Origin of the sequence: Bacteroides sp. ZJ-18 (assembly GCF_011038705.2) — a bacterium.
GTDB lineage: Bacteria > Bacteroidota > Bacteroidia > Bacteroidales > Bacteroidaceae > Bacteroides > Bacteroides hominis.
The window spans coordinates 4,091,709-4,116,185 of record NZ_CP072198.1 but is presented as its reverse complement, the minus strand read 5'-3'; the positions used below and the strand labels follow the sequence as shown (position 1 = coordinate 4,116,185).

Below are 24,477 nucleotides of genomic sequence, written 5' to 3'. Positions count from 1 at the left end.
TTCTTATGTTTTATTATTGCTTTATCGCATTGGTACTTCCATTAACAATAAAGTTGCTTCCTGGATTACCTCCACTTTAAAGTTCTTCGTATCCCAGAGTCCGATACCGTCACGCTTTGATAACAGATTATCTGCAACCTTCACATCCCCTTCGATGATGAAGATATAAACTCCGTTGCCTTCTTGGTGCAATTTGTATTCAAAGCTTTTTCCGGCATCAAATGTTCCCATGGAAAACCAGGCATCTTGTTTGATGGAAGCAGGTACCTTACCGTCAGGCGAGATAATCAAAACCGGTTCGTTTCTTTTCAGTAAGGGGCGGATATCGTAGTTGTTATATTCCGGTTCTGTATTCTCGATTCTCGGAAATATCCATATTTGTAGGAATTCTAACTGTTCTTTATCGCTGCCATTATATTCGCTGTGAAAGATACCTTTACCCGTACTCATTACTTGGATATCGCCGGGAGTGATGGTTTGGGTGTTTTTTACACTGTCACCATGTCTCAGATAACCTTTCAAGGGAATAGAAATCACTTCCATATTCTGGTGAGGATGTGTATCAAATCCCATTGATGGAGCTACACTGTCATCATTCAGCACCCTCAATGCGCCAAAATGCATTCTCGATGGGTTGTAATAGTTTGCAAAGCTAAATGTATGGTAGGTTTTAAGCCAGCCATGATTGAAATAACCTCTGGAGGAGGCTTTGTCTACTACTGTTTTCATATTTTTCCTTTCTTCAATAGAATATTCGTATAACAAATGAATGATAGATAAAGTTCTGGTAGCGAGAATTGTGCATTTTACAAAAAGATTTATATCTTTGAGCAATTTAAAATAGGAAAGTATGAAAAAGATTATTAATCCTTGGAAGGGAATGGAAGGATATAATTGCTTTGGTTGTGCTCCCAACAATGAAGCCGGTGTGAAAATGGAATTTTATGAAGAGGATGATGAAGTGATAAGTATCTGGCGTCCGCGTCCCGAATACCAAGGATGGATTGATACGTTGCATGGAGGCATTCAGGCGGTACTTCTCGATGAAATCTGTGCCTGGGTGGTTCTCCGGAAGTTACAGACGACAGGAGTGACATCGAAAATGGAAACTCGCTATCGTAAGTCGATCAATACTAATGATTCGCATGTAGTACTCAAGGCACATATTAAAGAGGTGAAACGCAATATTGTACTGATAGAGGCACGTCTTTATAACAAAAATGGAGAATTGTGTACGGAAGCGATCTGCACTTATTTCACTTTTCCGAAGGAAAAAGCTAAAGAAGAGATGCACTTTTTATCATGTGGAGTAGAAGATGAAGAGATACTCCCTTTGATTTGAAAGAAAAACGGAAGTTTTTCTGATAATTGTTTGGTGATTCGGAACTAATAGTTTATTTTTGTCGCATAAAGAATGAAGATATGAACATTACTATTACACATCGCCATCATCATTACTCGATCGAATAACTCGGTGGGCAGGATGATATTGTGTATATATATGATAGAATACGAGGCTTACCGATAAGGTGGGCCTTTTTTATTTTCCGGATATTGAATTTAAATTGTAAATTAAGATATTGTAATTATGTTAAGAATCGCAGTACAAGCCAAGGGGCGCCTTTTTGAAGAAACGATGGCCCTTCTTGAAGAATCAGACATCAAACTGAGCACAACTAAACGTACTTTACTCGTACAGTCGTCTAATTTTCCAATTGAGGTGCTTTTCCTCCGTGATGACGATATTCCACAATCTGTGGCTACGGGAGTTGCTGATCTTGGTATAGTGGGAGAAAATGAATTCGTAGAAAAACAAGAAGACGCAGAAATTATTAAGCGTCTTGGATTCAGCAAATGTCGTTTATCTCTGGCTATGCCCAAAGATATTGAATATCCCGGTCTAAGTTGGTTTAATGGAAAGAAAATTGCTACTTCATATCCGGGAATTCTGGATAATTTTATGAAAAGTAATGGAGTTAAAGCCGAGGTTCATGTCATTACCGGATCTGTAGAGGTTGCTCCAGGCATCGGACTGGCGGATGCTATTTTTGATATTGTCAGTTCCGGTTCTACGTTGGTCAGCAATCGTCTGAAAGAAGTGGAGGTCGTGATGAAGTCGGAAGCTCTGCTGATAGGCAATAAGAATATGAGTAAAGAGAAGAAAGAGGTATTGGACGAATTGCTTTTCCGTATGGATGCCGTGAAAACAGCCGAAGATAAAAAATATGTATTGATGAATGCACCTAAAGATAAGCTGGACGATATTATTGCCGTATTGCCGGGGATGAAGAGTCCTACCGTAATGCCATTGGCACAGGAAGGCTGGTGCTCTGTGCATACAGTACTTGATGAAAAACGATTTTGGGAGATTATAGGTAAACTGAAAGCACTGGGAGCAGAGGGAATTTTAGTATTGCCTATTGAAAAGATGATTATTTAGGCGAGTCTGTTTGTTGAACTTTTAATTAAAAAATAATGAAACTGATTAAATACCCCGATAGATCGCAGTGGGATGAAATTCTGAAGCGGCCCGTACTCAACACAGAAAGCCTTTTTGATACTGTACGTGATATTATTAATCGTGTAAGAGTTGGTGGAGACCGGACGGTGATGGAGTATGAAGCTATGTTTGATAAAGCCGAACTCACTTCACTGGCCGTTACACTCGAAGAGATTGAAGAAGCTGAAAAAGAGGTTCCTATAGAATTGAAAGCTGCCATTTATCTGGCTAAACGCAATATTGAAGCTTTCCATGCTGCACAGCGTTTTGAGGGAAAAAAGGTAGATACTATGGAAGGGGTTACTTGTTGGCAGAAGGCAGTAGCCATTGAAAAGGTCGGCTTATATATCCCCGGAGGAACGGCTCCTTTATTCTCTACCGTGCTTATGCTTGCAATTCCTGCCAAGATTGCCGGCTGCAAAGAGATTGTACTTTGCACACCACCTGACAAAAATGGGAAAGTGCATCCGGCAATCCTTTTTGCTGCCCATCTGGCCGGAGTCAGCAAAATATTTAAGGCGGGTGGAGTACAGGCCATTGCTTCCATGGCATACGGAACAGAGAGTATTCCTAAGGTTTATAAGATATTTGGTCCGGGAAACCAGTATGTTACAGCAGCCAAACAACTTGTCAGCTTGAGGGATGTAGCCATTGATATGCCGGCCGGACCTTCAGAAGTAGAAGTGCTGGCTGACGAATCTGCTAATCCAGTGTTTGTTGCCGCTGATCTTCTGTCTCAGGCGGAACATGGAGTGGATAGTCAGGCTGTGTTGATTACGACGTCTGAAAAATTGCAAACGGAAGTCGTATATGAAGTTGAGCGACAGTTGGGCTATCTGAACCGCCGCGACATTGCCGAGAAATCTTTGGCCAACAGTAAGTTGATATTAGTGAAGGATATGGATGAGGCGCTGGAATTGACTAATGCTTATGCACCAGAACATCTGATTATTGAGACTAAGAATTACATGGAAGTATCCGGACGGATCATTAATGCCGGTTCTGTATTTCTGGGAGCCTTCTCTCCCGAAAGTGCAGGTGATTATGCTTCGGGAACTAATCATACCCTGCCAACGAATGGTTATGCCAAAGCTTATAGTGGGGTAAGTCTCGACAGTTTCATCCGTAAAATTACCTTTCAGGAGATACTTCCTGATGGAATGGCTGCTATTGGTCCGGCTATCGAAGTAATGGCTGCAAATGAACATTTGGATGCACACAAAAATGCAGTAACCGTTAGATTAAAGGAGATAAGAAAATGAGAACATTGCAAGAATTAACCCGGTCGAATATCTGGAGGCTAAAACCTTATTCTTCGGCTCGTGACGAATATAACGGAGCGGCTGCATCCGTCTTTTTGGATGCTAACGAGAATCCCTATAACTTACCGCACAATCGTTATCCCGATCCGATGCAGCGGGATCTGAAATCGGAGTTATCCAAAATCAAAAAAGTACCTCCCGCCCATATATTTCTCGGGAATGGCAGTGATGAAGCTATCGACCTGGTATTCCGTGCTTTCTGTGAACCGGGTGAAGATAACGTAGTAGCCATTGATCCTACATACGGCATGTATCAGGTTTGTGCCGATGTCAATGATGTGGAATATCGCAAAGTGTTACTCCACGATGATTTCCAGTTTTCGGCTGAAGAGTTGTTGGCGGCGGCGGATGAACGGACAAAGATGATTTTTATTTGTTCTCCTAATAATCCCACGGGAAACGATCTGCTTCGTTCTGAGATAGTAAAGGTCATTGGCGGATTCGAAGGATTGGTTATTTTGGATGAAGCTTACAATGACTTCTCTGACCAACCGTCATTCTTATCCGAGTTGGATAAATATCCGAATCTGGTTGTTCTACAGACCTTTTCCAAGGCATTTGGGTGCGCAGCCATTCGTTTGGGAATGGCCTTTGCTTCCGAAGGGATTATCGCAATCCTGAACAAAATTAAATATCCGTATAATGTGAATCAGTTGACCCAGCAGCAAGCTATAGAGATGCTTCACAAATATTACGAGATAGAACGTTGGGTAAAAACGTTGAAAGAGGAGAGGGGATATCTGGAAGAAGCTTTTATTGAGCTGCCTTGCGTGTTACAGGTGTTTCCGTCGAATGCGAATTTTTTCCTGGCGCGTGTAACCGATGCGGTGAAGATTTATAACTACCTGGTGGGAGAGGGAATTATTGTACGTAACAGAAATTCCATTTCATTGTGTGGTAATTGTCTTCGTGTAACTGTAGGTACACGGGCTGAGAATGCCAGACTGATTGGAGCACTGAAAAAATATCAATAGGAAAAATGAAAAAAAAAGTACTGTTTATAGACCGTGATGGCACTCTTGTCATCGAACCTCCCATCGACTATCAACTCGATTCTTTGGAGAAGCTTGAGTTTTATCCTAAAGTCTTTCGTAATCTGGGATTTATCCATAGTAAACTCGACTTTGAATTTGTTATGGTGACCAACCAGGATGGACTGGGTACTTCTTCTTTTCCGGAGGAGACATTCTGGCCGGCCCACAATCTGATGCTGAAAACTTTAGAGGGAGAAGGTATTACGTTCGATGATATATTGATAGACCGTAGTATGCCGGCAGATCATGCACCTACGAGGAAGCCGCGTACCGGTATGCTGACTAAATACATTTCTAATCCGGAATATGATCTGGAAGGCAGTTTTGTCATAGGTGACCGTCCGACAGATGTCGAACTTGCCAAAAATTTAGGTTGCTGTGCTATCTATCTTCAGGAGAACACTGACTTATTGAAAGAAAAGGGGTTAGAATCCTACTGTGTCCTTGCTACTACAGACTGGGACCGGATAACTGAATTTCTTTTTGCAGGAGAACGAAAAGCAGAAGTGCATCGTACGACAAAGGAAACGGATATTTGGGTAGCTCTCAACTTGGATGGTAATGGTGCCTGTGAAATTTCTACCGGATTGGGCTTTTTCGACCACATGCTTGAGCAGATCGGTAAGCACTCCGGCATGGATCTGAGCATTCGGGTGAAGGGTGATCTGGAGGTAGACGAGCATCATACCATAGAGGATACGGCCATAGCTTTGGGCGATTGTATTTATCAGGCGCTGGGCAGTAAACGTGGAATTGAACGTTATGGCTATGCTTTACCCATGGATGATTGCCTTTGCCAGGTATGCCTTGATTTCGGAGGTCGTCCTTGGTTAGTATGGGATGCCGAATTCAAACGTGAAAAAATAGGAGAGATGCCCACTGAGATGTTTCTACACTTTTTTAAGTCGTTGAGCGATGCTGCCAAGATGAATTTGAATGTCAAAGCCGAGGGACAGAATGAACATCATAAGATAGAAGGTATTTTCAAAGCTTTGGCCCGTGCACTGAAAATGGCATTGAAACGGGATATTTATCATTTTGAATTGCCATCCAGTAAAGGGGTACTGTAAAGAATTAAGGATTATCTTTGCTTTTTTAATTATAAATCCCCCTTTTGTAATAAATGCACGTTTATTATAAAAGGGGGATTTATGAATAACTCTGTAACTTTCCTTATAGAACGTTTTGTGTAAGCTGAAAAAGAAGGATCTCTATTTCTTTTTCACGAACGAGTCCGGATAGGTGCAGACATTTAGCTTTTCCGTATTTTCTTTCTCACGAAGCCAAGTGTCGAATTCCCGTTTACCTTCTTTAAGAACGATCATACGGCTGCCGGGTGTTTTGTCACCATAAGTGTTTTTACCGCCCGAAGCGCGTCCGTACCCCAAAGCGATATTGTAAAGTGTAGCGATGTAGTCGTTCACATGGTCATGACCGGCAAAAATTCCCATCACATCACCGCATTCCAGCATTTGGGTAAACATTCCGCTATTTATGTTTGGGCTGCATTCTTTCTCGTTGCGGTCGCCGTATCGTTTGGTATCAAATGACTCCCATGCCTGAGTATATTCCGGCAATGGAATATGGAGGAAAGCTAATGCGGGCAGAGGTTGTCCTCCGTTCTGCTCGGTATATTTTTGGCTTTCACGGGTATACCAGTTGATTTGTGATTGTCCGATCCAATCGTATCCTTTCACTGTTTTGAGTTTTGAGTAGGCATTCGTGTCCAGACAGTAGAGCAGTGCAGCTACTTTTTTGTTATCTGCCGAACCATAGATTGGGATAATGTGATTACCTTCTCCCTTAATACCTTCAGCGATGTTTTTTATCATACAATAAGGTTGTTGCTGGATGATACGTATAATCTCATCCCGTTTTACTGCATATTCATCATCGTGGTTACCCAAGACGGCAGTCCAGGGGAGCTGGCGAGTGGCGAGTTCGCCGGCTATGGCTTCCCATGCCTGGCTGACCTCGTCCATCGTGGTAATGTCTCCTGTGAAAACCACAAGATCCGGCTTTTCAGAGTCAAGTACTTCTTTTATCATGTCTGCTACAATCATGTTTTTTTCCTGGTCATGTCCCAGGTGCATATCGGTAAACTGTGCAATCTTGAATTCTCCGTTCTTATTGAAGTTTATTTTTTCTGGAGCCTGTTGTGCCTGTCCGCATAAGCTTGCCAGTAGCAGTGCACTGCTTAGAATTATTTTTTTCATCGTTATAACTTTTTTGAATTTGGGTTAGTCTTTTTTTTGCCACCAGGTGGTTTGATTGATTTTATCATTTCCTGTACCAAACTGCCGCATGATGGCCGCTTCTACGTTAGCTCCGTTGTTGTCGTACTCACCTTGCGGATACATCCAACGTTTAGGGATCTCTGTTCCGGCAGGCCGGCGGAAGTCCGGGTAACCAGTGCGCAATTGTTCGTAGAAAGAATCCCAGTTGCCTTGATAGAAGGTTACAAGGTACTTTTGCATAATGATGCGCTCTATCTGTTCGTCTACGTTGGCAGCTTTGCCGAAGGCGACCAAAGGTTCCTGTAAGTATCGGTTGACCGCATCGGCATTGAGATAAGAGGCGTAGGCTTTGGCATGTGTTTCATAAAAGGAGAAAGAGGCACGGATACCATTCTCATAATATGTTTGCGCATTGCCATTGATCCATCCTCGTACGACAGCTTCGGCGAGAATCTGTTGCAGTTCTGCATACCCCATTAACATGGTTGGTTCTACAATAGGGTCTGTGCGGAAACGGTCATTGATAGGTGATATGGTTCCTTCACTTACTTTAATGATAGCATCACTGTAAGGAGCTGCCGGGTCACCTCCTTCGTAAGAGCTGAAATCGTCGATGGCCTTTCCTTCAGTCTTTCCTTTATTGGTTTGTGCGCTGAAGATAAAAAGCCGTGGATCCCGACGTTCACGCATTCGTTGGATAAAAGTATCATCCATGTAATAGCCGGACCATTGTGCGTTAAACTGAGGGTATCGATTCCCTTGTTGATCCAGATAAACCAGCTGCCCGTTGTCGGTCAGGCTTTCCATTAGTGGGCTGCCTGTTGCAATGGCCTTGAATTCGGAGGCAATATTAAGATTCCCCACAGTCGTATGGTTCGAAAGAGTCATCAGTACTTTCAACCGGAAAGAGTTGATCAGCTTTCTCCATTGATTGCCATTACCATTGTAAATAATATCACCATCAATTACAGAGGCGTCATTTGCCAGTATTTCATCTGCCTCTTTCAGTTCTTGAAGGATGCCCGTGAAAACATCTTCCTGAGTATCGTATTCAGGAGTATAGATCTCTTCTTTTTCTCCTTTTAAGGCTTGGCGGTAAGGAATGTCCCCAAAGCGTAAGGTCAGTTCGTAGAAGTAATAGGCACGGAAGAATTTGGTAAGCGCCGTATATACCGGAGCGTTCACACGTTCGGCTTCTTCACCCATTTTTTGTACATTTCTCAGGTTATCGTAGTAGCCAAAGCTTCCCCGTGTCCATTTGTAGTATTGGTCGGCACTTTCTCCGTCAGTCTGAATCACTTTTTTAGTAGCATACATTCCGTCGGTTCCTCTTTTGAATGCATTCATACTGATTTGTGTCAGCAAAAGTTTGGGATGGGTTTGAGTGGCGTTGTCCGGATCTATATTCATCTTTTCCAGGTTTCCGCAGGATACGCACATCCATATGGATGCCATAAATAATAATATCTTTTTCATTTTATAAATTCTTATTGGTTTCATAACATGTTTAGAATTTTATGTTGACTCCCATACCGATATAGCGTGCAGTAGGATCGTTGGCCCCTCCGTCATTGCTGTCTCCCGTATAGTCAGGATCGACGAAAGGAACTTTCTTCCATACAGCAAGATTGTTGCCGAAGATTGTGGCAGTCAGTCCTTTCACGGGACTTTGTTTTGAAAGTAATTTAGTGAAGTTGTAGGTCAGGGCTACTCGGCGCAATTTAATGTAACTACGGTCGAATACATTGGCAAACTTCGCATTCTCTTTGGATGACACATAAGCCTGATAAGGGTAATTCTGACACCATTGCTGCCAATCGACGGCTGTTGTATTACGTCTGTATGTACGGGTATCCGAGATGACATTTCCGTCAATGTCACGTTTCAGTTCACCTCCGGTTACCACTACACCGTTGGGCACATATACCGGATGTCCGGCTGCGTATTGTGCATCTCTGTATTCAACAGACTCCGGATGTTTACCACCCCACCATAACTTTTCGCTCAGTACGGAATAGATGACTCCTTTGTACGCACCATCCAGATCGACAGACAGGGTGAAGTCTTTATAACGGAACGTATTCTGCATACCCATACGGAAGTTGGGGTCCAGATGTCCCAGATATTGTTTGTAGGCGTCTTTGGTCGGCATGCCATTTTCATCGAGAATCAGTTCTCCATCAGCACTTTTTTGCCATTGTGAACCGTAGAATGCGTCGGCACGGTCGCCTACTTTCAAGTCACCGAATTTTTTTTGTCCACCATATATTTCTGTCAGCTTCTTTATGCTTTTGCTCCAGTTCAGGGCAAATTCCCATTGGAAATCTCTATTTTGGATTGCCTGTACGTTTGCCATGATTTCCCATCCGTTAGTGGTATATTGATTACCGTTCACTTTACGGCTGGTGAAACCCGAAGCATTCGATATGTTCAGGTCGATGATCTGGTTCTCGTCAATCGTGTGATAATATGTCAGGTCGAAGGAGAGACGGTTCCGGAAAAAAGAAGTTGATAAACCTGCTTCCCAAGAGGTCGTTTTCTGGGGTTTGATGTAATAGTTCACCAGAGACGAGGGATAGGAGATAGACGGGTTTGAACCATAGTTGGTATCTTTAGTGTAGGTAGATATAATCTGGTATGGAGACAAGTCGGTAGAAACGACTGCCCATGAGCCATACATTTTAAGATAATCCATGAATGTAGGTAGTTTGACATATTCAGACACCATTGTACTGATTGCTACGGAAGGATAAAAGTAAGAATTGCTGCCTTTTGCGAGAGTGGATGACCAGTCATTACGTCCCGTCAGGGTCAGGTAAGCATATTTATAAAGGTCGAGGTTGACAGAGCCATAAATACTGCGGATGGATTTCTCGTTCCGGTTGGCATCGGTAATGGATGGTCCTTGGGTGTTTTTGATACTGTATACGAAAGGAACGATCAAACCGTCGGTAGACTGGTACTCTTGACGGTAATTTCGGTAAAATACAGAGCTACCCGCATTCAGTGTAAAAAGAATATCGGGAGTAAGGTCTTGTGTATAGGTAGCCAGTATATCAGCATCCACATTGGTCTGGTGGTCATTCCAGACTTTGTAGTCGCCTTCACGTGAGTCACCATAGTTCATGTAAGTTTTGGGAACTTTCATTTCCTGTAGAATTGTCTTCTGACGTAAGGCTGCGCGTCCCTGAATGTTCAGGTTGGGCAGGAGTTGATAATTGAGACGTAGCTGACCGTTCACTACATCACGGTTTTCCGACTGCTGAAGCTCTTCGGCGGCAAAATAAGGGTTGTTGTACCATGCGTAGTTATAGCTGGCCTGGCGATATCCCTCCTGTCCCGGAACATATTTATGTTTACGGAGTTCTTTACCGTTCACATCGTCTCCCATCCATACAACAATGGTGTACATATGGTTTTTAGGTCCGTATCCATAGCGTGGATAGCTTGGAGAAACCACCTTGTTATACGCCAGATTGGCGTCAAGTTGCAGGTTTTGAGCAAGATCGAAAGTGGAGTTGAAGTTGACCCCTCCGCTGTGCATTTGTGTAGAGGGTACCTGTCCTTTTTGATAAGCATACTGTCCGGTTACAAAGTAGCGTGCTTTCTCTCCTTTATAGGCGATAGAGATGTTGTTGTTGGTTACTAATCCTGTTTGCAGGAAGTCTTTCAGGTTATCATGAGATACCCAGTCGATAGGAACTCGTTCGTAGCGTGATTTGTCATCATATTGAGTCCCTTTCACATCTCCCCACCAAGGAATTTCTTTCCCGGTCACTTTGTCTCGGATGGGGCTATTCCATTGGGCTACTTTGGTCCCGACGTTTAGTTTGGGACCCCATGTCATATCACCATCTGAGATACCACCGTCGGCACCGTCCCAAAATTCGTATTTGCCGTTCGAACCACTACCATATTGATGCTGTGTTTCGGGTAATACGGCAAAACCGGCAGTAATCATATTGTTGGTGGAAAAGTTGATTTCCAACCCTTCTTTCTTGGCTGTTTTGCTGGTAATTAAGATAGCTCCGTTTTTTCCGCGTGAACCATATAACGCCGAAGCTGCTGTACCTTTCAACACGTTGACACTTTCGATGTTCTCACTCGATATATCGAAAAAGTCCGTTTCTACCGGAACACCGTCTAATACAATCAAAGGAGTATTACCGCGTAATTTGAAACTTGGTGCCTGAAAAATACCGGTCGGATTGGCTACCAATAAGCCGGCTACTTGCCCGGAAAGTGCAGAACCGACATTCAGGTTGGGAGTTGCATTCAACACGTCACTGTTGATTTGCTGGGTGGTGTAACCGATCTTTTTCTTTTGTTGTTTGATACCGATAGCAGTTACTACTACTTCATCTATAGCCTGTACATCGTCTGTCAGTTCAACGTTGATCATAGGATTATTGCTTTTCACTTCTTTTTCTACCGTATTGTATCCGACGAAAGAGAAAGTCAGGATATCACCTATGGAGGCCTCGAGACGGTAACGTCCGTCTATGTCGGTGACCGTACCGTTCGTTGAGTTTTTTACCATGATTGTGGCACCGATTACCGGTCCCATTTTGTCTGTTACTGTTCCTGTTACTTTGATTGTCTGTGCAAAAGCAAGTGATGTGCACAAAAACATACAACAAAGAAACAGATAAAATTTACTGTTCATAAGTTATGTACTAATTTAGTGTTTGGGCATAGCAGATGCCGGGACAAGAGATTTACCATTGTCCGAGGCTTGCTACAAGTATAAGTTTACCTATTGAAAAAGTTTAAATATCGGTTAGTTTTACGTTTTGGAAAACGGAAAGAAGGGCGGCTGCATTTTTGCGATTTTGTTGTAAAACGTCTTCGAATGATTCGGTTTCAGAGTCGAAAGCAGAGATGGCTATTTTGAGTACATTTGTAAATTCGGCAGTTACTTGTTCCTGCCCCATTTTGTTACTTTTGAGTTCTCTGTTCAGTTGTTTTTCGATAGAACGTACGGCATTGTAGATAGTAGGTTTCCGAATGACGGTACGACGGGTAGGATCACCCGGAACTACTTCTTCCCTTACCACATAGATATTCATGAACTGGTTATAGAGATAACCGGCTTCTTGTCCGAATTTGTAATTAGTTACATTGGCCAGTGCTTCTGCCGATGGCTGTTTAATGGCAGAATAGAACTCCCATGTTGTTTTTACGACTGAGCTTACTTCCGCTTTATTCTTGTTGTCGGATTTGTCATCATCCGGCACTGAATTTGCAGCGTTCAGGGCAATACTGGATACAAATAGTACAAATGCTAAAATAAATTGTCTTTTCATAACTTTACCTCTTTTTAATATGACGTTGCAAAGGTCGCGACATCATATTAAAAAGAGGTATCGTCATTGTTACAATTCGGATACTTCTTTCAACCATGCAGCCGAACTGGCATCGCTTGGCATACGCCAGTCACCTCTCGGACTGATGGAGACACTTCCTACCTTTGGACCATCGGGCAGACACGAACGTTTGAATTGTTGATTGAAGAACCGGCGGAAAAAGGTTTGCAGCCATTTTTTTATGGTTTCAGCATCGTATATTCCGTTGAATACGGTTTGTGCCAGAAAGTATATTTTCGACGGGCGGAAGCCGAATCGCAGAAAATAGTACAGGAAAAAGTCGTGGAGTTCATAAGGACCTACCAGATCTTCCGTTTTTTGTTTGATTTCTCCATTATCATCTGCCGGTATCAGTTCAGGACTGATAGGAGTGTCTACAATGTCCAGCAGGGTTATTTTAGATTTCCCGTCGACTTCATTTTCAGCTACCCATTGTACAAGATGTTGTACCAGTGTCTTGGGTATGCTTGCATTGACGCCATACATCGACATGTGGTCACCGTTGTATGTGGCCCATCCCAATGCAAGTTCAGAGAGATCACCCGTCCCGATTACTAATCCACAGATTTGGTTGGCTACATCCATCAGGATTTGCGTGCGTTCGCGCGCTTGTGAGTTTTCGTATGTTACATCATGTACGTTGAGGTCATGTCCGATGTCTTTGAAGTGCTGGATACATGCTTCCTTAATACTGATTTCGCGAATCGAAATCCCTAACGAGTTCATCAAAGCGATGGCGTTATGATAAGTGCGGTCGGTCGTTCCGAACCCCGGCATGGTTATACCTAAAATGTCTTTACGGGATAATCCCAGCTTGTCGAATGTTTTGACGCATACTAATAATGCCAGTGTAGAGTCGAGCCCTCCGGAAATTCCCACTACAGCTGTTTTGGCTCCTGTGTGTACTAAGCGTTGTGCCAGTCCGGCGACCTGTATGGAGAAGATTTCTTCGCAACGATTGTTGAGTTCAGCTCCTTGTGGAACAAAAGGGTGTGGGTTGAATGTACGGGTAAGATTCAGATCTTTACTGTTGGTATATTCCGTAGAGACTCTGATTGCTTCTTTACCCGGGCAATTGGCTTTGTTGGCAGCAAAAGTTGTATTAATACGGCGTTCGGCACGGATACATTCTACATCTATTTCGCTGATAACTAATTGCTCTTCCAGGCAGAACCGTTCACTTCGTGCAAGCAGGCCACCGTTTTCGTATATGAGTCCGTTTCCTGCAAAAACCACATCCGTCGTTGATTCGCCGAAACCACTGGATGAAAAAACATAACCGGAGAGGCACCGTGCGGATTGCTGGCTGATCAGAGAACAAAGATAGCTATGCTTGCCGATCCCTTCATCGTCGGCAGAAAGATTAAAAATGATTTCAGCCCCTTGCAGCGCCAGTGAAGAACTTGGAGGAACCGTAGACCAAAGGTCTTCGCATATTTCTATTCCAAAAGTTGTTTCTGCTGTTTCAAACAACAGGTTGTTGCCCATCGGAACAATTTGTCCACACAAACGTACACTGGTTTCCGAGACCTGCAAAGCAGATGTAAACCAACGCTGTTCATAAAACTCTTTATAATTAGGTAGATAGGTTTTAGGTACTACTCCCAGTATTTTGCCTTTCTGGATAGCGACTGCGGCATTGATAATCGTGGAATTGACTACTACCGGCATACCCAATATAGAAATGATGTCCAACTGGCGGGTATTGTTCAGAATCTGCATTAACGCCATTTCTGCTTGTTCAAGCAGAAGTTGCTGGGCGAACAAATCTCCGCAGGTATATCCGGTAATACACATTTCGGGAAAAGTAAGGATCTGCACCCCTTTGCCTTCGGCAATGGCAATAAGACCCTCCAGTCTTTCTGAATTAAATTTGCAATCTGCAACCTTTACGCGGGGAACAGCCGCCGCAACTTTTACGAATCCGTAGTTCATTTTCTATCAGGGTTTATCATTTCTACCGGCAAAAGTAGGCATTTAAATCGAATCTTTGTATTTTTGTCAAATTTGAATTGATACATTATAATATTAAATCGCACAAAAACATGAAGAAGATGCTTATGGCTGCCGGAATGGCTGCCGTGATGACTGCTTGCGGCACAAGTGCACAGAAAGCAGCCACCGATGCCGGAAACCCTTTTCTGGCTGAGTATTCAACTCCTTTTGGTGTTCCACCGTTCGACCGGATCAAAGTAGAGCATTACAAAGAGGCTTTCCTGAAAGGGATGGAAGAGCAGAAAAAAGAAATCGATGCTATTGTAAATCAACGTTCGGTTCCGGATTTTGATAATACTATTGCTGCATTCGATCAGAGTGGAGAGTTATTAAATAAGGTGAATACAGTATTTTATGGGTTGAACAGTTGTAATACGAACGATGAAATGCAGACCCTAAACAAAGAGCTTACCCCATTGCTTTCGGCACACCGTGATGATATTAGTCTGAACCCTGCTCTGTTTGCTCGTGTGAAAGAGGTTTATGAACGACGCGAGCAATTGGGTTTAGATAAAGAACAGAATAAATTACTGGAAGAGACTTACAAGAAATTTGTTCGTGGAGGTGCTAATCTCGATTCTGTTGACCAGGCAAAGTTGCGCCAGTTGAATAGCGAGATTTCAATGTTGCAGTTGACTTTTGGGCAGAATCTGCTGAAAGAAACCAATGCCTTCCGGTTGGTTATAGATAAGGAAGAGGACCTTGCCGGATTGCCGGAAAGTCTCGTGGCATCTGCAGCCGAAGCAGCTAAGTCAGAGGGGCTGGAAGGAGAGTGGCTTTTTACTTTACACAATCCGAGTGTGATGCCTTTTTTGCAATATGCAGATAATCGTGAGTTGCGTGAAAAGATATTTAAGGGATACATCAATCGTGGCAATAATGGTAACGAGACAGACAATAATGAAATTGTGAAGAAATTGGTTACTTTACGTCTGGAGAAAGCTAAACTGATGGGATATGCCGATTATGCTTCTTATGTTTTGGAAGACCGTATGGCGAAGAACGAGGAGAATGTGTATCGTTTACTGAATCAGATCTGGACTCCTGCAGTTGCGAAAGCTAAGGAAGAGTTAGTTGACATTCAGGCTGAAATTAAAAAAGAAGGAGCTAACTTCACCCCTGAAGGATGGGACTGGCGCTACTATTTTGAGAAAGCAAAGAAAGCAAAGTTCAGTCTGGACGAAAATGAAATACGTCCCTATCTTGAATTGAATAATGTTCGTGACGGCGCCTTCTATGTGGCTAATAAACTTTATGGTATCACTTTTTCCGAAATAAATGACATACCAAAACCGCATGAAGAAGCACAGGCTTTCGAGTGCAAAGATAAGGACGGTAGTCATCTGGGGGTGCTTTATATGGATTTCTTTCCCCGTTCAAGCAAGCGAGCAGGTGCATGGTGCGGGACTTACCGCTCTCAAACCTATCGTGACGGCAAACGTTTGGCACCGGTAGTAACAATTGTGTGCAACTTCACCAAACCCTCTTCGGGTCAGCCTGCTTTGCTCAGTGCAGATGAAGCCAGCACTTTATTCCACGAGTTTGGGCATGCATTGCACAATTTGTTTAAAGATGTACGTTTTTATGGAGTATCCGGAGTGCCGCGCGATTTTGTAGAGCTACCGTCCCAAGTTATGGAACATTGGGTATTTGAGCCGGAAGTACTGAAGGTATATGCAAAACATTACCAGACCGGTGAGGTGATTCCTTCTGCTTTGATTGAAAAACTTGATAAGAGTGGCAAGTATGGACAAGGATTTGCTACGACCGAATATCTTGCTGCTTCTTTGCTTGATATGGATTATCATGTGCTCAAAGAAATTCCCGGAGATATGGATATCGTTAAATTTGAAACAACTGTACTTAAAGAACGAGGGTTGCCGAATCAGATACCTCCCCGTTATCGTACTACTTATTTTAACCATATTATGAATAGTGGATATACGGCTGGTTATTATAGCTATATTTGGGCTGAAGTGCTTGATAGTGATGCTTTTGAAGCCTATAGGGAGACTGGAGATCTTTTTAATCAGGAAGTAGCATCCAGATTCCGTCGCTATATTCTCACTCCGGGAGGAATTGACGATGCTATGAATATGTATAAGAACTTTCGCGGAAAGGAACCGGGTATAGAACCTTTGTTACGGAACAGAGGATTGTAGATTGGCTTATACAGGGCTTTTACATTGTACTATAGGGGAAGAAACAATCTTCCCCTTTTATTTTTTGCTAAAAATAAACGCAGAAAATATAAAAAATACAAATAATAGTTATTATATTTGCAGCGGTTTATTGAAATAAACACAAAATACCAACAATTATTAACTATTAAAAGAATTAGAAAAATGAAAGAGTACATTGATGTTTTGAAGAAGTGGAAAGACTTTGACGGAAGAGCCAGAAGACGTGAATACTGGATGTTTGTCTTGTTTATGGCTATTTTCGCTATTGTTGCAGGTATTATTGATGGCATTTTAGGTACAGTTTGTGTATTTGTAGGGCTTTATTATCTGGCTATGCTCCTGCCTATGATTGCTGTTAGCGTGCGTCGTATGCACGATATCGGTAAAAGTGGATGGTGGTTGTTTATCACTTTTGTGCCGGTAATCGGTAGCCTTTGGTATCTCTTCCTGACTATCCAGGATGGACAGCCGGGCAGCAACCAATATGGTGAAAATCCCAAAGGAGTTTAATACGTACATATTATTGTCATAAGAAACGGCATGCAAAAGTCATTTTGTATGCCGTTTTTCTATTTTATCAAAAAAATATCCGTATTTTGTTTGCGAAAATAAAAGAACTCTTTATCTTTGCATCAGATTTAAAATTGTAATGAATACAATTTTGTAAAAGAGGAAGAAGATGGAATCATACAACCGATTATTAGAGCATAACATTAAACCGTCCATGCAGCGTATTGCTATCATGAACTATTTGATGGAACATAGGACACATCCGTCGGCTGATGAAATATACACTGCATTATCTCCCTCTATGCCAACACTTTCGAAGACAACGGTTTATAATACTCTTAGACTGTTTTCGGAACAGGGAGCGGCACAAATGCTTACTATCGACGAACGGAATACCAATTTTGACGGAGATACTTCACAACACGCTCATTTTTTGTGTAAACGTTGTGGACGTATTTATGATTTGAAGTGCCAGGTTGAAATGAAACAAGTAGAAGGACTTCAAATGAATGGACATGAAGTAAGTGAAATGCATTACTATTATAAAGGTATTTGTAAGAATTGTTTAAATGATATACGTATTGACTAATTAATTTAAAATTAAGACGAAATGAAAAAGTTTAGATGTACTGTCTGCGGTTATGTTTATGAAGGTGACGCAGCTCCTGAGAAATGTCCTTTGTGTAAAGCTCCTGCAAGCAAATTCGTAGAAGTTGTTGAAGAAGAAGGTGGTGCACTCACTTTTGTTGACGAGCACGTAATCGGTGTGGCTAAGGGTTGTGACGAAGAAATGATCAAAGACTTGAACAATCACTTCATGGGCGAATGTACTGAAGTTGGTATGTATCTGGCTATGAGCCGTCAGGCTGACCGTGAAGGCTATCCTGAAGTAGCTGAGGCTTTCAAACGTTACGCTTGGGAAGAAGCTGAGCATGCTTCTAAGTTTGCCGAACTGCTGGGAGATTGCGTATGGGATACTAAGACAAACCTTGAAAAGAGAATGAATGCTGAAGCCGGTGCTTGCGAAGATAAAAAGCGCATTGCTACACGTGCTAAAGCTTTGAATTTGGATGCTATCCATGATACAGTGCACGAAATGTGTAAAGACGAAGCTCGTCACGGTAAAGGTTTTGAAGGACTTTATAACCGTTATTTCGGTAAGAAATAAATCATATAGATGATTATAGAAAAAGGCTTGTATCTATACGGATACAGGCCTTTTTTGTTAAACTTTCTTTTGAAATGGGGCCGTTAACTGATGATTTTTTTATATTTGTATTTCACTTAAAAGAAAAAGGATTATGAAAAAACTACAGTCTTTAGTGTGTTTTCTTCTTTTGTCAATGACAATTTATGCTGCCGATCAGGTGATTCAGCTGCCCAAGCCCAATATAAATCGTAGCGGACAGTTAATGAAAGCGTTATCCGAGCGCCATTCTGTCCGTGAATATGCTTCCCAAGCTCTGAGCAACACCGATTTATCCGACCTGTTGTGGGCCGCCAATGGAATTAGTCGTCCGGCAGAGGGCAAGCGCACTGCTCCGTCGGCCATGAATCGTCAAGATGTCGATATCTACGTAGTCCTTCCGCAAGGTACTTATTTGTATGATGCTAAAGGACATAAGCTTAACTTGATTTCTGAGGGCGATTATCGTTCGGCAGTTGCAGGGGGACAGGCTTTTGTCAATAGTGCTCCGCTATCATTGGTACTGGTCAGTGATTTATCAAAATTGGGAGATGTGAAAAATAATCGCACTCAAATGACAGGAGCTATGGATGCAGGGATTGTTTCTCAGAATATTTCATTATTTTGTTCCGCAGCGCGACTGGCTACGGTTCCACGCGCAACAATGGATACAACCCGGCTCAGAAGTGCTTTGAAATTGAAAGATGGTCAGATTCCGATGATGAATCATCCGGTTGGATACTTTAAGTAATTGATAAAAGGGTATGGTTTGCCAAAGACGACACCATACCCTTTTATCATGTTTTTTATTAAAACTTTATTTCTGTTTCAGCAAAAATTCGTCTATTGCTTTTTTATAAGTGGCTTTATCTGCTGCTCCACGGAACAATTGAGGTTCGCCTTCCATGGGAATAAATACAAAAAGAGGAATGCTTGTTGCATTGAACAGGGCAGCCAATTCTTTTTCTTTATCTACATTCACTTTATATATCACGATCTTCCCGTCATACTCTTTAGCGAGCGATTTCATGATAGGGGCTGTCATGCGGCAAGGACCACACCAATCGGCATATAAGTCGATGATAGCAGGTTTATCACCTTTGTATTTCCACTCTTTTGAGTTTTGGTAATCAAACACATCGTTGATAAACATCTCTTTATTCATCACAATGACTTCACCGCTTTTTGCTTCCTTTTTGTTTTGATTTGTCTTGGCTCCATCGTTTACAGCAAACATAATGGTGCTGATCATGGCCAAAGCTACTAATGATAATACTTTCTTCATTCTTTGTCTTTTATTGTGTATTGTTCAATAACTCCTTTCAGTTCGCTACCTTGGATCATACCGGAATGTCTCCAGACTGCTTCTCCCGTTTTGAAAAGGATGAAAGTAGGCACTGCCTGGATTCTGTATTTTACCGCCAAGTCCTCATGGGTATCCACATCTATTTTTACAATGCGGGCTTTTTCTCCTATCTGTTGTTTCAAATCTTCAAGAATCGGTTTCATTGCTTTGCAAGGTCCACACCATTCTGCAAAAAAATCTACTAAAACGGGACTTTGTGACTGTATCAAATCTTCGAATTTTTCCATAATTTTTTCCTTTCTTTTGATAAATATAAGCCCTCGTTTAGACAGGGCAAATATAGCTATTTGTTTTATTATAATAACAGAGAAACCCCGATTTTGTTCATCATATAGTAACCTTGCATTCATCCTCCTGTAATCTGGAAACAGGATCTTTGCGTAACGAAAAAACAAAAAGTTATGCATTTACGCACGTATTATCCCACAGTAGTTCTTTCGGATATTCATCTGGGAACACAGCATTCCAAAACAGAAGAGGTTACTCACTTTTTGAAATCGATTAATTGTGACCGCCTGATCCTGAATGGTGATATCATCGACGGATGGCATTTACAGAAAAGCGGTTTGGGCAAATGGAAAGCTAAACATACGGACTTCTTTAAAGTGATTATGAAAATGATGGAGAATTTCGGAACACAGGTGATTTATGTTCGTGGCAATCATGATGACTTTCTGGATAATCTGGCACCTTTGAACTTTTATAATGTCCAAATTGTGAAAGACTGCATCTATGAGAGTCATGGCAAACGTTATTATGTGACCCATGGAGATATTTTCGATACAGTGACCACCCAAATGAAGTGGTTGGCGAAACTGGGGGACACTGGATATACTTTTCTGTTGTGGTTGAATAAAGTTTATAACGCCCGCAGAATGAAGCAGGGTAAGCCTTATTATTCTCTTTCTCAATCTATCAAGAATAAAGTGAAGACCGCTGTTTCTTATATTTCTGATTTTGAAAAAGAGCTTGTAGGACTGGCAAAAGTTAAAAGGTGTGATGGGGTGATATGCGGGCATATTCATCACCCTGCCAATACTTATTGTGATGGTATTCATTATCTTAATTCGGGTGACTGGGTAGAAACACTTTCGGCTTTGACAGAAGATGAAGAAGGAAACTGGACTATCCGTTATTTTGATAGTGAACTATTGAAAGAAAATAATAACAAAGAGAAAAAAACTACACCAATAACTAAAGCATCATGAAATTTTTGTTTATCGTTCAAGGAGAGGGGAGGGGACATTTTACCCAAGCCATTACTCTGGAAGATATGTTGTTGCGTAATGGACACGAAGTAGTGGAAGTACTTGTCGGGAAAAGTTCATCACGTACTTTACCCGGTTTCTTTAACCGAAGTATTCAGGCACCCGTAAAGCGCTTCACTAGTCCGAATTTTTTGCCTACCACTGAAAATAAGCGGGCTAATCTGAAAAAGAGTTTTGTTTATAACCTGATACGTACACCGGAATACTTTCGCAGCATGTGTTATATCGATCAGCGTATTAAGGAAACAGGGGCGGAAGTCGTGATCAACTTCTACGAACTTCTGACCGGACTTACCTACGCACTCTTCCGTCCCTCTGTTCCTTATGTCTGCGTCGGGCATCAATATCTGTTCTTGCATAAAAACTTTGAGTTTCCACGGAAATCTATGATCCAACTTTCCATACTTCGCTTTTTTACACGTTTGACGAGTCTGCGTGCCAATAGGCGGTTAGCGCTTTCTTTCCATAAGATGAATCCGGACCGAGCAGAAGGTATAACCGTCGTTCCTCCTCTGCTTCGTAGGGAAGTGACTGCCATCCAACCGGAACAAGGCAATTATATTCACGGATATATGGTTAATTCCGGTTTTGCAGATAGTGTAGAAGCCTTTCATGTCTTACATCCTGAAGTACCTATGCATTTTTTCTGGGATAAACAGGATGTTGACGAGGTAATCAAGGTAGATGCTACCCTAAGTTTCCACCAGATTGATGATGTGAAATTCCTCAACCGAATGGCCGGTTGCAGAGCATATGCCAGTACGGCCGGTTTTGAATCTATTTGTGAGGCAATGTATTTGGGAAAACCTGTACTAATGGTACCTGCCCATATCGAACAGGATTGCAATGCCTATGATGCTTACCGGTCCGGTGCCGGAATTATTGGCGAATCTTTTGATTTGGAGTCGTTGCTACGTTTTGCCGGGACGTATGTTCCCAACAAAGAGTTTATTCGTTGGGCCCGTAGTAGTGAGCGGCAGATTATAGGAGAACTCGAACGACTTATCGACCAGCAGTCGGTCATTACTGTACCTACATTAACTAATTATTTTCCGATATGAAATTGAATAAAACTGATTATGTGCTTGAACGTACATCCGATGGAGGTTATTATGCCTGGCTTACTGTAAGTATGCAGTGTAATGCGTATGGTGATTCACCTGAAGAAGCGGTAATAAATCTGGAACAAACCATGGAAGATATGGTTGAAGAGATGTATTTGGTAGAAGATTTTGTCTGAAGCTATCAGGTAATCAGTGGGAGTGAAGAATTTTATTGAGAAATACTTCCATTGATATTTTAAAGAAAGAGAGTACACTTTAAGTGAAGTGCACTCTCTTTTTATATTATTCCACAATATCGAGTTCTTTGATGATATGTGAAGCACCTGCATATTTATCAATAATAAATAGAGTATAGCGGATGTCAACCACTGCTGCACGTTGTGAAGAAGGACGGAAAGCAATATCTCCTGTCAAACCTTCATAATTACGGTCGAATCCGGTACCAATCAGTTGACCTTTTCCATTGAATACCGGACTTCCGGAGTTTCCTCCTGTGTTGTCTGTATTGACAATGAAACATACTGGCATTTCTCCGTTTTTCATAGCGTAGTGTCCGAAGTCTTTCGCCTGATATAGTTGTTTCAGTTTGGTGGGTACTACAAACTCCCAATTGCCAGGATCTTCTTTCTGCATCACACCTTTCAGAGTCGTATAGTAGTTGTATACTGTTCCGTCAGCAGGTTCGTACGGCAATATCTGACCATAAGTCAATCTGAGAGTCGAGTTTGCATCCGGATAGATAGGTGTGCCGGCGGCTTGGCGCATGTCCATCATACCTTTTACCCATACTTTGTGGGCGGCATCATAGTTTTTATTGGCATCTTTCATTGCGAGAGCTGTTTGCAGCAATCCGTCTGTGATGGAGTATTTGAAGAGAACCATCCAGTCCTTATCGAGTTTGTTCAGGGTAGGACGAGCGATAAACTTGTCGAAGTTTTCTTTCGACCCGAAGATTGAATACTTGAAGCAAGCATCGATAAAGGCATTCTTATCTCCTTTGAAACGGCTGTTTATTACTTTGAAAATACCGATCTGTTGATCTTCCGGAATATATCCGGCATAGGTTTCGAGCATTTTTTTGCCTACGATTTGTTCTACTTCCGGGAAAGGGACAGATGCAAAATATTTATCTGCTGCAATTTTCAGTTTATCGGTTTCTTCTTTAATTTTTGAAGCATTTTTACTTTCAAGCGCTTTTTTCAATCCGTCGGTTGAAGGGATTTTCATAAAATCAAGTGCAGTTACCAATGCTTCGTTAATAGCTTGTTGATGATACATCGCATCATGGCGGTGAGCTACAATCGAACGTATTTCGTCGAAGGCCTTCTGGTAAGAATCATCTTTCTTCTCACGTCCCATTGCCAATAACTGTTCTTGTTGCTTTTCTTTGGTATCCAACACTTTCAGGCGAACAAGCCCTTCGTTCATGCCAATGGCATTTTTCCAGTAATTAGCTGAAGAGGCATATTTGCTTGCGTAATGTATGCGCACCGCGGGATCTTTCAGCATTTGTTCCATCAGTACAACTTGTCTTGCTTCGCGTACATGATGGCGCATGAAGTTGGTGGTTTGCATCCGTTCTTTTACTTCGTCGGCAATCATGTAGCGCCAGTTACGTCCGGGAAATCCCATAACGAAGGTGAAGTCACCCTCTTTTACTCCTGCCAAACTAATTGTCAGGTGTTTTTTTACTTGTAGGGGCACGTTGTCTTTAGAATATTCTGCCGGCTGGCCACTTGGGTCTGCGTAAATGCGGAATAAAGAGAAGTCTCCTGTGTGACGCGGCCACATCCAGTTATCTGTGTCAGCTCCGAATTTGCCAATAGAGGAGGGAGGAGCACCTACCATGCGGATGTCACTGTAGACGGTCTTTACAAACAGATAGTACTTGTTACCGCCATAAAACGGTTTCAGTTCCAGGCGTGTTGCCGGTGTGATTTGGATTTTTTCCGCCTTTGCGAAACGGTCGGCAACCGTTGCCAGATATTTGGGAGACAAATAATTGACTCCGTTAGGATCATCATCTTTTTTGAGCTGTTCATTTACATAGTCCGTTACGTCGAGAATACGGTCGATAAAGGTTACTGTCAGTCCTTTGCATGGTAACTCTTCGTTTCGGCTCATTGCCCAGAATCCGTCTGTCAGATAGTCATGATCTACACTGCTGTGTTGCTGGATCGCCCCATATCCGCAATGGTGGTTGGTCAGTACCAATCCTTCTGCTGAGATAATTTCACCGGTACATCCGCCTCCAAAATGCACAACAGCATCTTTTAAAGCTATTCCGTCCGGATTGTAAACCTCTTCAATGGGGATTTGTAATCCAAGGTCCATCATAGCAGCTTCATTTTGCGCTTTCAGGTCAGTAAGCATCCACATTCCTTCGTCGGCACTGATGGTCAGTGCCATCAGTGCGAACGTAGTAGATAATAATTGCTTTTTCATC

Annotated in this window: 22 protein-coding genes; 13 read left to right on the top strand and 9 right to left on the bottom strand. The window is 42.2% G+C overall.

Going from position 1 to position 24,477, the window contains the following annotated elements:
- Window positions 1-21 precede the first annotated feature (21 nt).
- Complete coding sequence (locus G7Y45_RS16720; protein ID WP_005780336.1) at window positions 22-729, bottom strand: pirin family protein; 708 nt, start codon at window positions 727-729, stop codon at window positions 22-24.
- Between the two features lie 121 nt (window positions 730-850).
- On the opposite strand from G7Y45_RS16720, the gene G7Y45_RS16715 reads away from it, so the two are divergent.
- From G7Y45_RS16715 to hisB, 5 genes are all read left to right on the top strand, one after another.
- The gene (locus tag G7Y45_RS16715) at window positions 851-1,342 is read left to right on the top strand and encodes a PaaI family thioesterase (RefSeq protein WP_005780335.1); all 492 of its coding nucleotides are present in this window, start codon (window positions 851-853) and stop codon (window positions 1,340-1,342) included.
- Between the two features lie 246 nt (window positions 1,343-1,588).
- The gene (gene hisG, locus G7Y45_RS16710) at window positions 1,589-2,440 is read left to right on the top strand and encodes an ATP phosphoribosyltransferase (protein WP_005807457.1); all 852 of its coding nucleotides are present in this window, start codon (window positions 1,589-1,591) and stop codon (window positions 2,438-2,440) included.
- A gap of 35 nt (window positions 2,441-2,475) precedes the next feature.
- Entirely contained in the window at window positions 2,476-3,762 is a 1,287-nt protein-coding gene (gene hisD, locus G7Y45_RS16705) for a histidinol dehydrogenase (RefSeq protein ID WP_032540763.1), read from the top strand.
- Window positions 3,759-4,796, top strand: coding sequence for a histidinol-phosphate transaminase (gene hisC, locus G7Y45_RS16700; RefSeq protein WP_005780328.1), 1,038 nt, complete (start codon window positions 3,759-3,761; stop codon window positions 4,794-4,796). Before hisD ends, hisC begins: the two co-directional genes overlap by 4 nt.
- 5 nt (window positions 4,797-4,801) lie before the next feature.
- Window positions 4,802-5,926 carry a bifunctional histidinol-phosphatase/imidazoleglycerol-phosphate dehydratase HisB gene (hisB, locus tag G7Y45_RS16695; protein WP_165015749.1) on the top strand — a complete coding sequence of 375 codons (1,125 nt, stop codon included), beginning with the start codon at window positions 4,802-4,804 and terminating at the stop codon, window positions 5,924-5,926.
- Window positions 5,927-6,067: 141 nt separating this feature from the next.
- Here the strand turns inward: hisB and G7Y45_RS16690 are convergent, their stop codons facing one another.
- The 5 genes from G7Y45_RS16690 to G7Y45_RS16670 all read right to left on the bottom strand — a co-directional run bounded on the left by G7Y45_RS16690 (window position 6,068) and on the right by G7Y45_RS16670 (window position 14,394).
- The gene (locus tag G7Y45_RS16690; protein ID WP_005780325.1) at window positions 6,068-7,072 is read right to left on the bottom strand and encodes a metallophosphoesterase family protein; all 1,005 of its coding nucleotides are present in this window, start codon (window positions 7,070-7,072) and stop codon (window positions 6,068-6,070) included.
- Between the two features lie 24 nt (window positions 7,073-7,096).
- Complete coding sequence (locus G7Y45_RS16685) at window positions 7,097-8,569, bottom strand: SusD/RagB family nutrient-binding outer membrane lipoprotein (protein WP_005807453.1); 1,473 nt, start codon at window positions 8,567-8,569, stop codon at window positions 7,097-7,099.
- 31 nt (window positions 8,570-8,600) lie between these two features.
- On the bottom strand, window positions 8,601-11,759 hold the full coding sequence (locus G7Y45_RS16680) for a SusC/RagA family TonB-linked outer membrane protein (protein ID WP_165015752.1): 3,159 nt from the start codon (window positions 11,757-11,759) through the stop codon (window positions 8,601-8,603).
- Window positions 11,760-11,862: 103 nt separating this feature from the next.
- On the bottom strand, window positions 11,863-12,399 hold the full coding sequence (locus tag G7Y45_RS16675) for a hypothetical protein (protein WP_032530723.1): 537 nt from the start codon (window positions 12,397-12,399) through the stop codon (window positions 11,863-11,865).
- 69 nt (window positions 12,400-12,468) lie between these two features.
- Window positions 12,469-14,394, bottom strand: a complete 1,926-nt coding sequence (locus tag G7Y45_RS16670) for an NAD(+) synthase (protein WP_165015755.1) — start codon at window positions 14,392-14,394, stop codon at window positions 12,469-12,471.
- A gap of 110 nt (window positions 14,395-14,504) precedes the next feature.
- Here G7Y45_RS16670 and G7Y45_RS16665 point away from each other — a divergent pair, with 110 nt between their 5' ends.
- The 5 genes from G7Y45_RS16665 to G7Y45_RS16645 all read left to right on the top strand — a co-directional run bounded on the left by G7Y45_RS16665 (window position 14,505) and on the right by G7Y45_RS16645 (window position 19,084).
- Window positions 14,505-16,616, top strand: coding sequence for a M3 family metallopeptidase (locus tag G7Y45_RS16665; RefSeq protein WP_032540764.1), 2,112 nt, complete (start codon window positions 14,505-14,507; stop codon window positions 16,614-16,616).
- 183 nt (window positions 16,617-16,799) lie between these two features.
- The gene (locus G7Y45_RS16660) at window positions 16,800-17,147 is read left to right on the top strand and encodes a DUF805 domain-containing protein (RefSeq protein WP_005780313.1); all 348 of its coding nucleotides are present in this window, start codon (window positions 16,800-16,802) and stop codon (window positions 17,145-17,147) included.
- Between the two features lie 169 nt (window positions 17,148-17,316).
- Window positions 17,317-17,736 carry a Fur family transcriptional regulator gene (locus G7Y45_RS16655; protein ID WP_005780312.1) on the top strand — a complete coding sequence of 140 codons (420 nt, stop codon included), beginning with the start codon at window positions 17,317-17,319 and terminating at the stop codon, window positions 17,734-17,736.
- Window positions 17,737-17,757: 21 nt separating this feature from the next.
- Window positions 17,758-18,315, top strand: a complete 558-nt coding sequence (locus G7Y45_RS16650; RefSeq protein WP_005780311.1) for an NADH peroxidase — start codon at window positions 17,758-17,760, stop codon at window positions 18,313-18,315.
- 133 nt (window positions 18,316-18,448) lie between these two features.
- Window positions 18,449-19,084, top strand: coding sequence for a SagB/ThcOx family dehydrogenase (locus tag G7Y45_RS16645; protein ID WP_122141812.1), 636 nt, complete (start codon window positions 18,449-18,451; stop codon window positions 19,082-19,084).
- Between the two features lie 66 nt (window positions 19,085-19,150).
- Here G7Y45_RS16645 and G7Y45_RS16640 read toward each other — a convergent pair whose 3' ends face one another.
- Window positions 19,151-19,618, bottom strand: a complete 468-nt coding sequence (locus tag G7Y45_RS16640; RefSeq protein WP_005780298.1) for a co-chaperone YbbN — start codon at window positions 19,616-19,618, stop codon at window positions 19,151-19,153.
- Window positions 19,615-19,926, bottom strand: a complete 312-nt coding sequence (gene trxA, locus G7Y45_RS16635) for a thioredoxin (RefSeq protein ID WP_005807441.1) — start codon at window positions 19,924-19,926, stop codon at window positions 19,615-19,617. The genes G7Y45_RS16640 and trxA overlap by 4 nt, the downstream gene beginning before the upstream one ends.
- Before the next feature lie 174 nt (window positions 19,927-20,100).
- Between trxA and G7Y45_RS16630 the strand changes: the two genes are divergently transcribed.
- Genes G7Y45_RS16630 through G7Y45_RS16620 form a run of 3 tightly spaced genes read left to right on the top strand, consistent with a single transcriptional unit; the run spans window position 20,101 to window position 22,207 of the window.
- Window positions 20,101-20,907 (top strand): UDP-2,3-diacylglucosamine diphosphatase, encoded by an 807-nt coding sequence (locus tag G7Y45_RS16630; protein WP_005780295.1) that lies wholly within the window; start codon window positions 20,101-20,103, stop codon window positions 20,905-20,907.
- Window positions 20,904-22,028 carry a glycosyltransferase family protein gene (locus G7Y45_RS16625; RefSeq protein WP_005780293.1) on the top strand — a complete coding sequence of 375 codons (1,125 nt, stop codon included), beginning with the start codon at window positions 20,904-20,906 and terminating at the stop codon, window positions 22,026-22,028. The genes G7Y45_RS16630 and G7Y45_RS16625 overlap by 4 nt, the downstream gene beginning before the upstream one ends.
- The gene (locus tag G7Y45_RS16620) at window positions 22,025-22,207 is read left to right on the top strand and encodes a type II toxin-antitoxin system HicB family antitoxin (protein WP_005780291.1); all 183 of its coding nucleotides are present in this window, start codon (window positions 22,025-22,027) and stop codon (window positions 22,205-22,207) included. Before G7Y45_RS16625 ends, G7Y45_RS16620 begins: the two co-directional genes overlap by 4 nt.
- A gap of 106 nt (window positions 22,208-22,313) precedes the next feature.
- On the opposite strand, the gene G7Y45_RS16615 is transcribed toward G7Y45_RS16620, so the two are convergent.
- Window positions 22,314-24,476 carry a S46 family peptidase gene (locus G7Y45_RS16615; RefSeq protein WP_165015948.1) on the bottom strand — a complete coding sequence of 721 codons (2,163 nt, stop codon included), beginning with the start codon at window positions 24,474-24,476 and terminating at the stop codon, window positions 22,314-22,316.
- Window position 24,477: the final 1 nt, after the last annotated feature.

Bases quoted from the DNA above. Each gene is read 5' to 3' on its own strand.
- G7Y45_RS16690 (WP_005780325.1), bottom strand. From the start codon at position 7,072: ATGAAAAAAATAATTCTAAGCAGTGCACTGCTACTGGCAAGCTTATGC.
- G7Y45_RS16640 (WP_005780298.1), bottom strand. From the start codon at position 19,618: ATGAAGAAAGTATTATCATTAGTAGCTTTGGCCATGATCAGCACCATT.
- G7Y45_RS16665 (WP_032540764.1), top strand. From the start codon at position 14,505: ATGAAGAAGATGCTTATGGCTGCCGGAATGGCTGCCGTGATGACTGCT.
- G7Y45_RS16680 (WP_165015752.1), bottom strand. From the start codon at position 11,759: ATGAACAGTAAATTTTATCTGTTTCTTTGTTGTATGTTTTTGTGCACA.
- hisD (WP_032540763.1), top strand. From the start codon at position 2,476: ATGAAACTGATTAAATACCCCGATAGATCGCAGTGGGATGAAATTCTG.
- G7Y45_RS16685 (WP_005807453.1), bottom strand. From the start codon at position 8,569: ATGAAAAAGATATTATTATTTATGGCATCCATATGGATGTGCGTATCC.
- G7Y45_RS16625 (WP_005780293.1), top strand. From the start codon at position 20,904: ATGAAATTTTTGTTTATCGTTCAAGGAGAGGGGAGGGGACATTTTACC.
- trxA (WP_005807441.1), bottom strand. From the start codon at position 19,926: ATGGAAAAATTCGAAGATTTGATACAGTCACAAAGTCCCGTTTTAGTA.
- hisC (WP_005780328.1), top strand. From the start codon at position 3,759: ATGAGAACATTGCAAGAATTAACCCGGTCGAATATCTGGAGGCTAAAA.
- G7Y45_RS16655 (WP_005780312.1), top strand. From the start codon at position 17,317: ATGGAATCATACAACCGATTATTAGAGCATAACATTAAACCGTCCATG.
- G7Y45_RS16615 (WP_165015948.1), bottom strand. From the start codon at position 24,476: ATGAAAAAGCAATTATTATCTACTACGTTCGCACTGATGGCACTGACC.
- G7Y45_RS16650 (WP_005780311.1), top strand. From the start codon at position 17,758: ATGAAAAAGTTTAGATGTACTGTCTGCGGTTATGTTTATGAAGGTGAC.
- G7Y45_RS16720 (WP_005780336.1), bottom strand. From the start codon at position 729: ATGAAAACAGTAGTAGACAAAGCCTCCTCCAGAGGTTATTTCAATCAT.
- G7Y45_RS16645 (WP_122141812.1), top strand. From the start codon at position 18,449: ATGAAAAAACTACAGTCTTTAGTGTGTTTTCTTCTTTTGTCAATGACA.
- hisG (WP_005807457.1), top strand. From the start codon at position 1,589: ATGTTAAGAATCGCAGTACAAGCCAAGGGGCGCCTTTTTGAAGAAACG.
- G7Y45_RS16620 (WP_005780291.1), top strand. From the start codon at position 22,025: ATGAAATTGAATAAAACTGATTATGTGCTTGAACGTACATCCGATGGA.
- G7Y45_RS16675 (WP_032530723.1), bottom strand. From the start codon at position 12,399: ATGAAAAGACAATTTATTTTAGCATTTGTACTATTTGTATCCAGTATT.
- G7Y45_RS16630 (WP_005780295.1), top strand. From the start codon at position 20,101: ATGCATTTACGCACGTATTATCCCACAGTAGTTCTTTCGGATATTCAT.
- G7Y45_RS16670 (WP_165015755.1), bottom strand. From the start codon at position 14,394: ATGAACTACGGATTCGTAAAAGTTGCGGCGGCTGTTCCCCGCGTAAAG.
- hisB (WP_165015749.1), top strand. From the start codon at position 4,802: ATGAAAAAAAAAGTACTGTTTATAGACCGTGATGGCACTCTTGTCATC.
- G7Y45_RS16660 (WP_005780313.1), top strand. From the start codon at position 16,800: ATGAAAGAGTACATTGATGTTTTGAAGAAGTGGAAAGACTTTGACGGA.
- G7Y45_RS16715 (WP_005780335.1), top strand. From the start codon at position 851: ATGAAAAAGATTATTAATCCTTGGAAGGGAATGGAAGGATATAATTGC.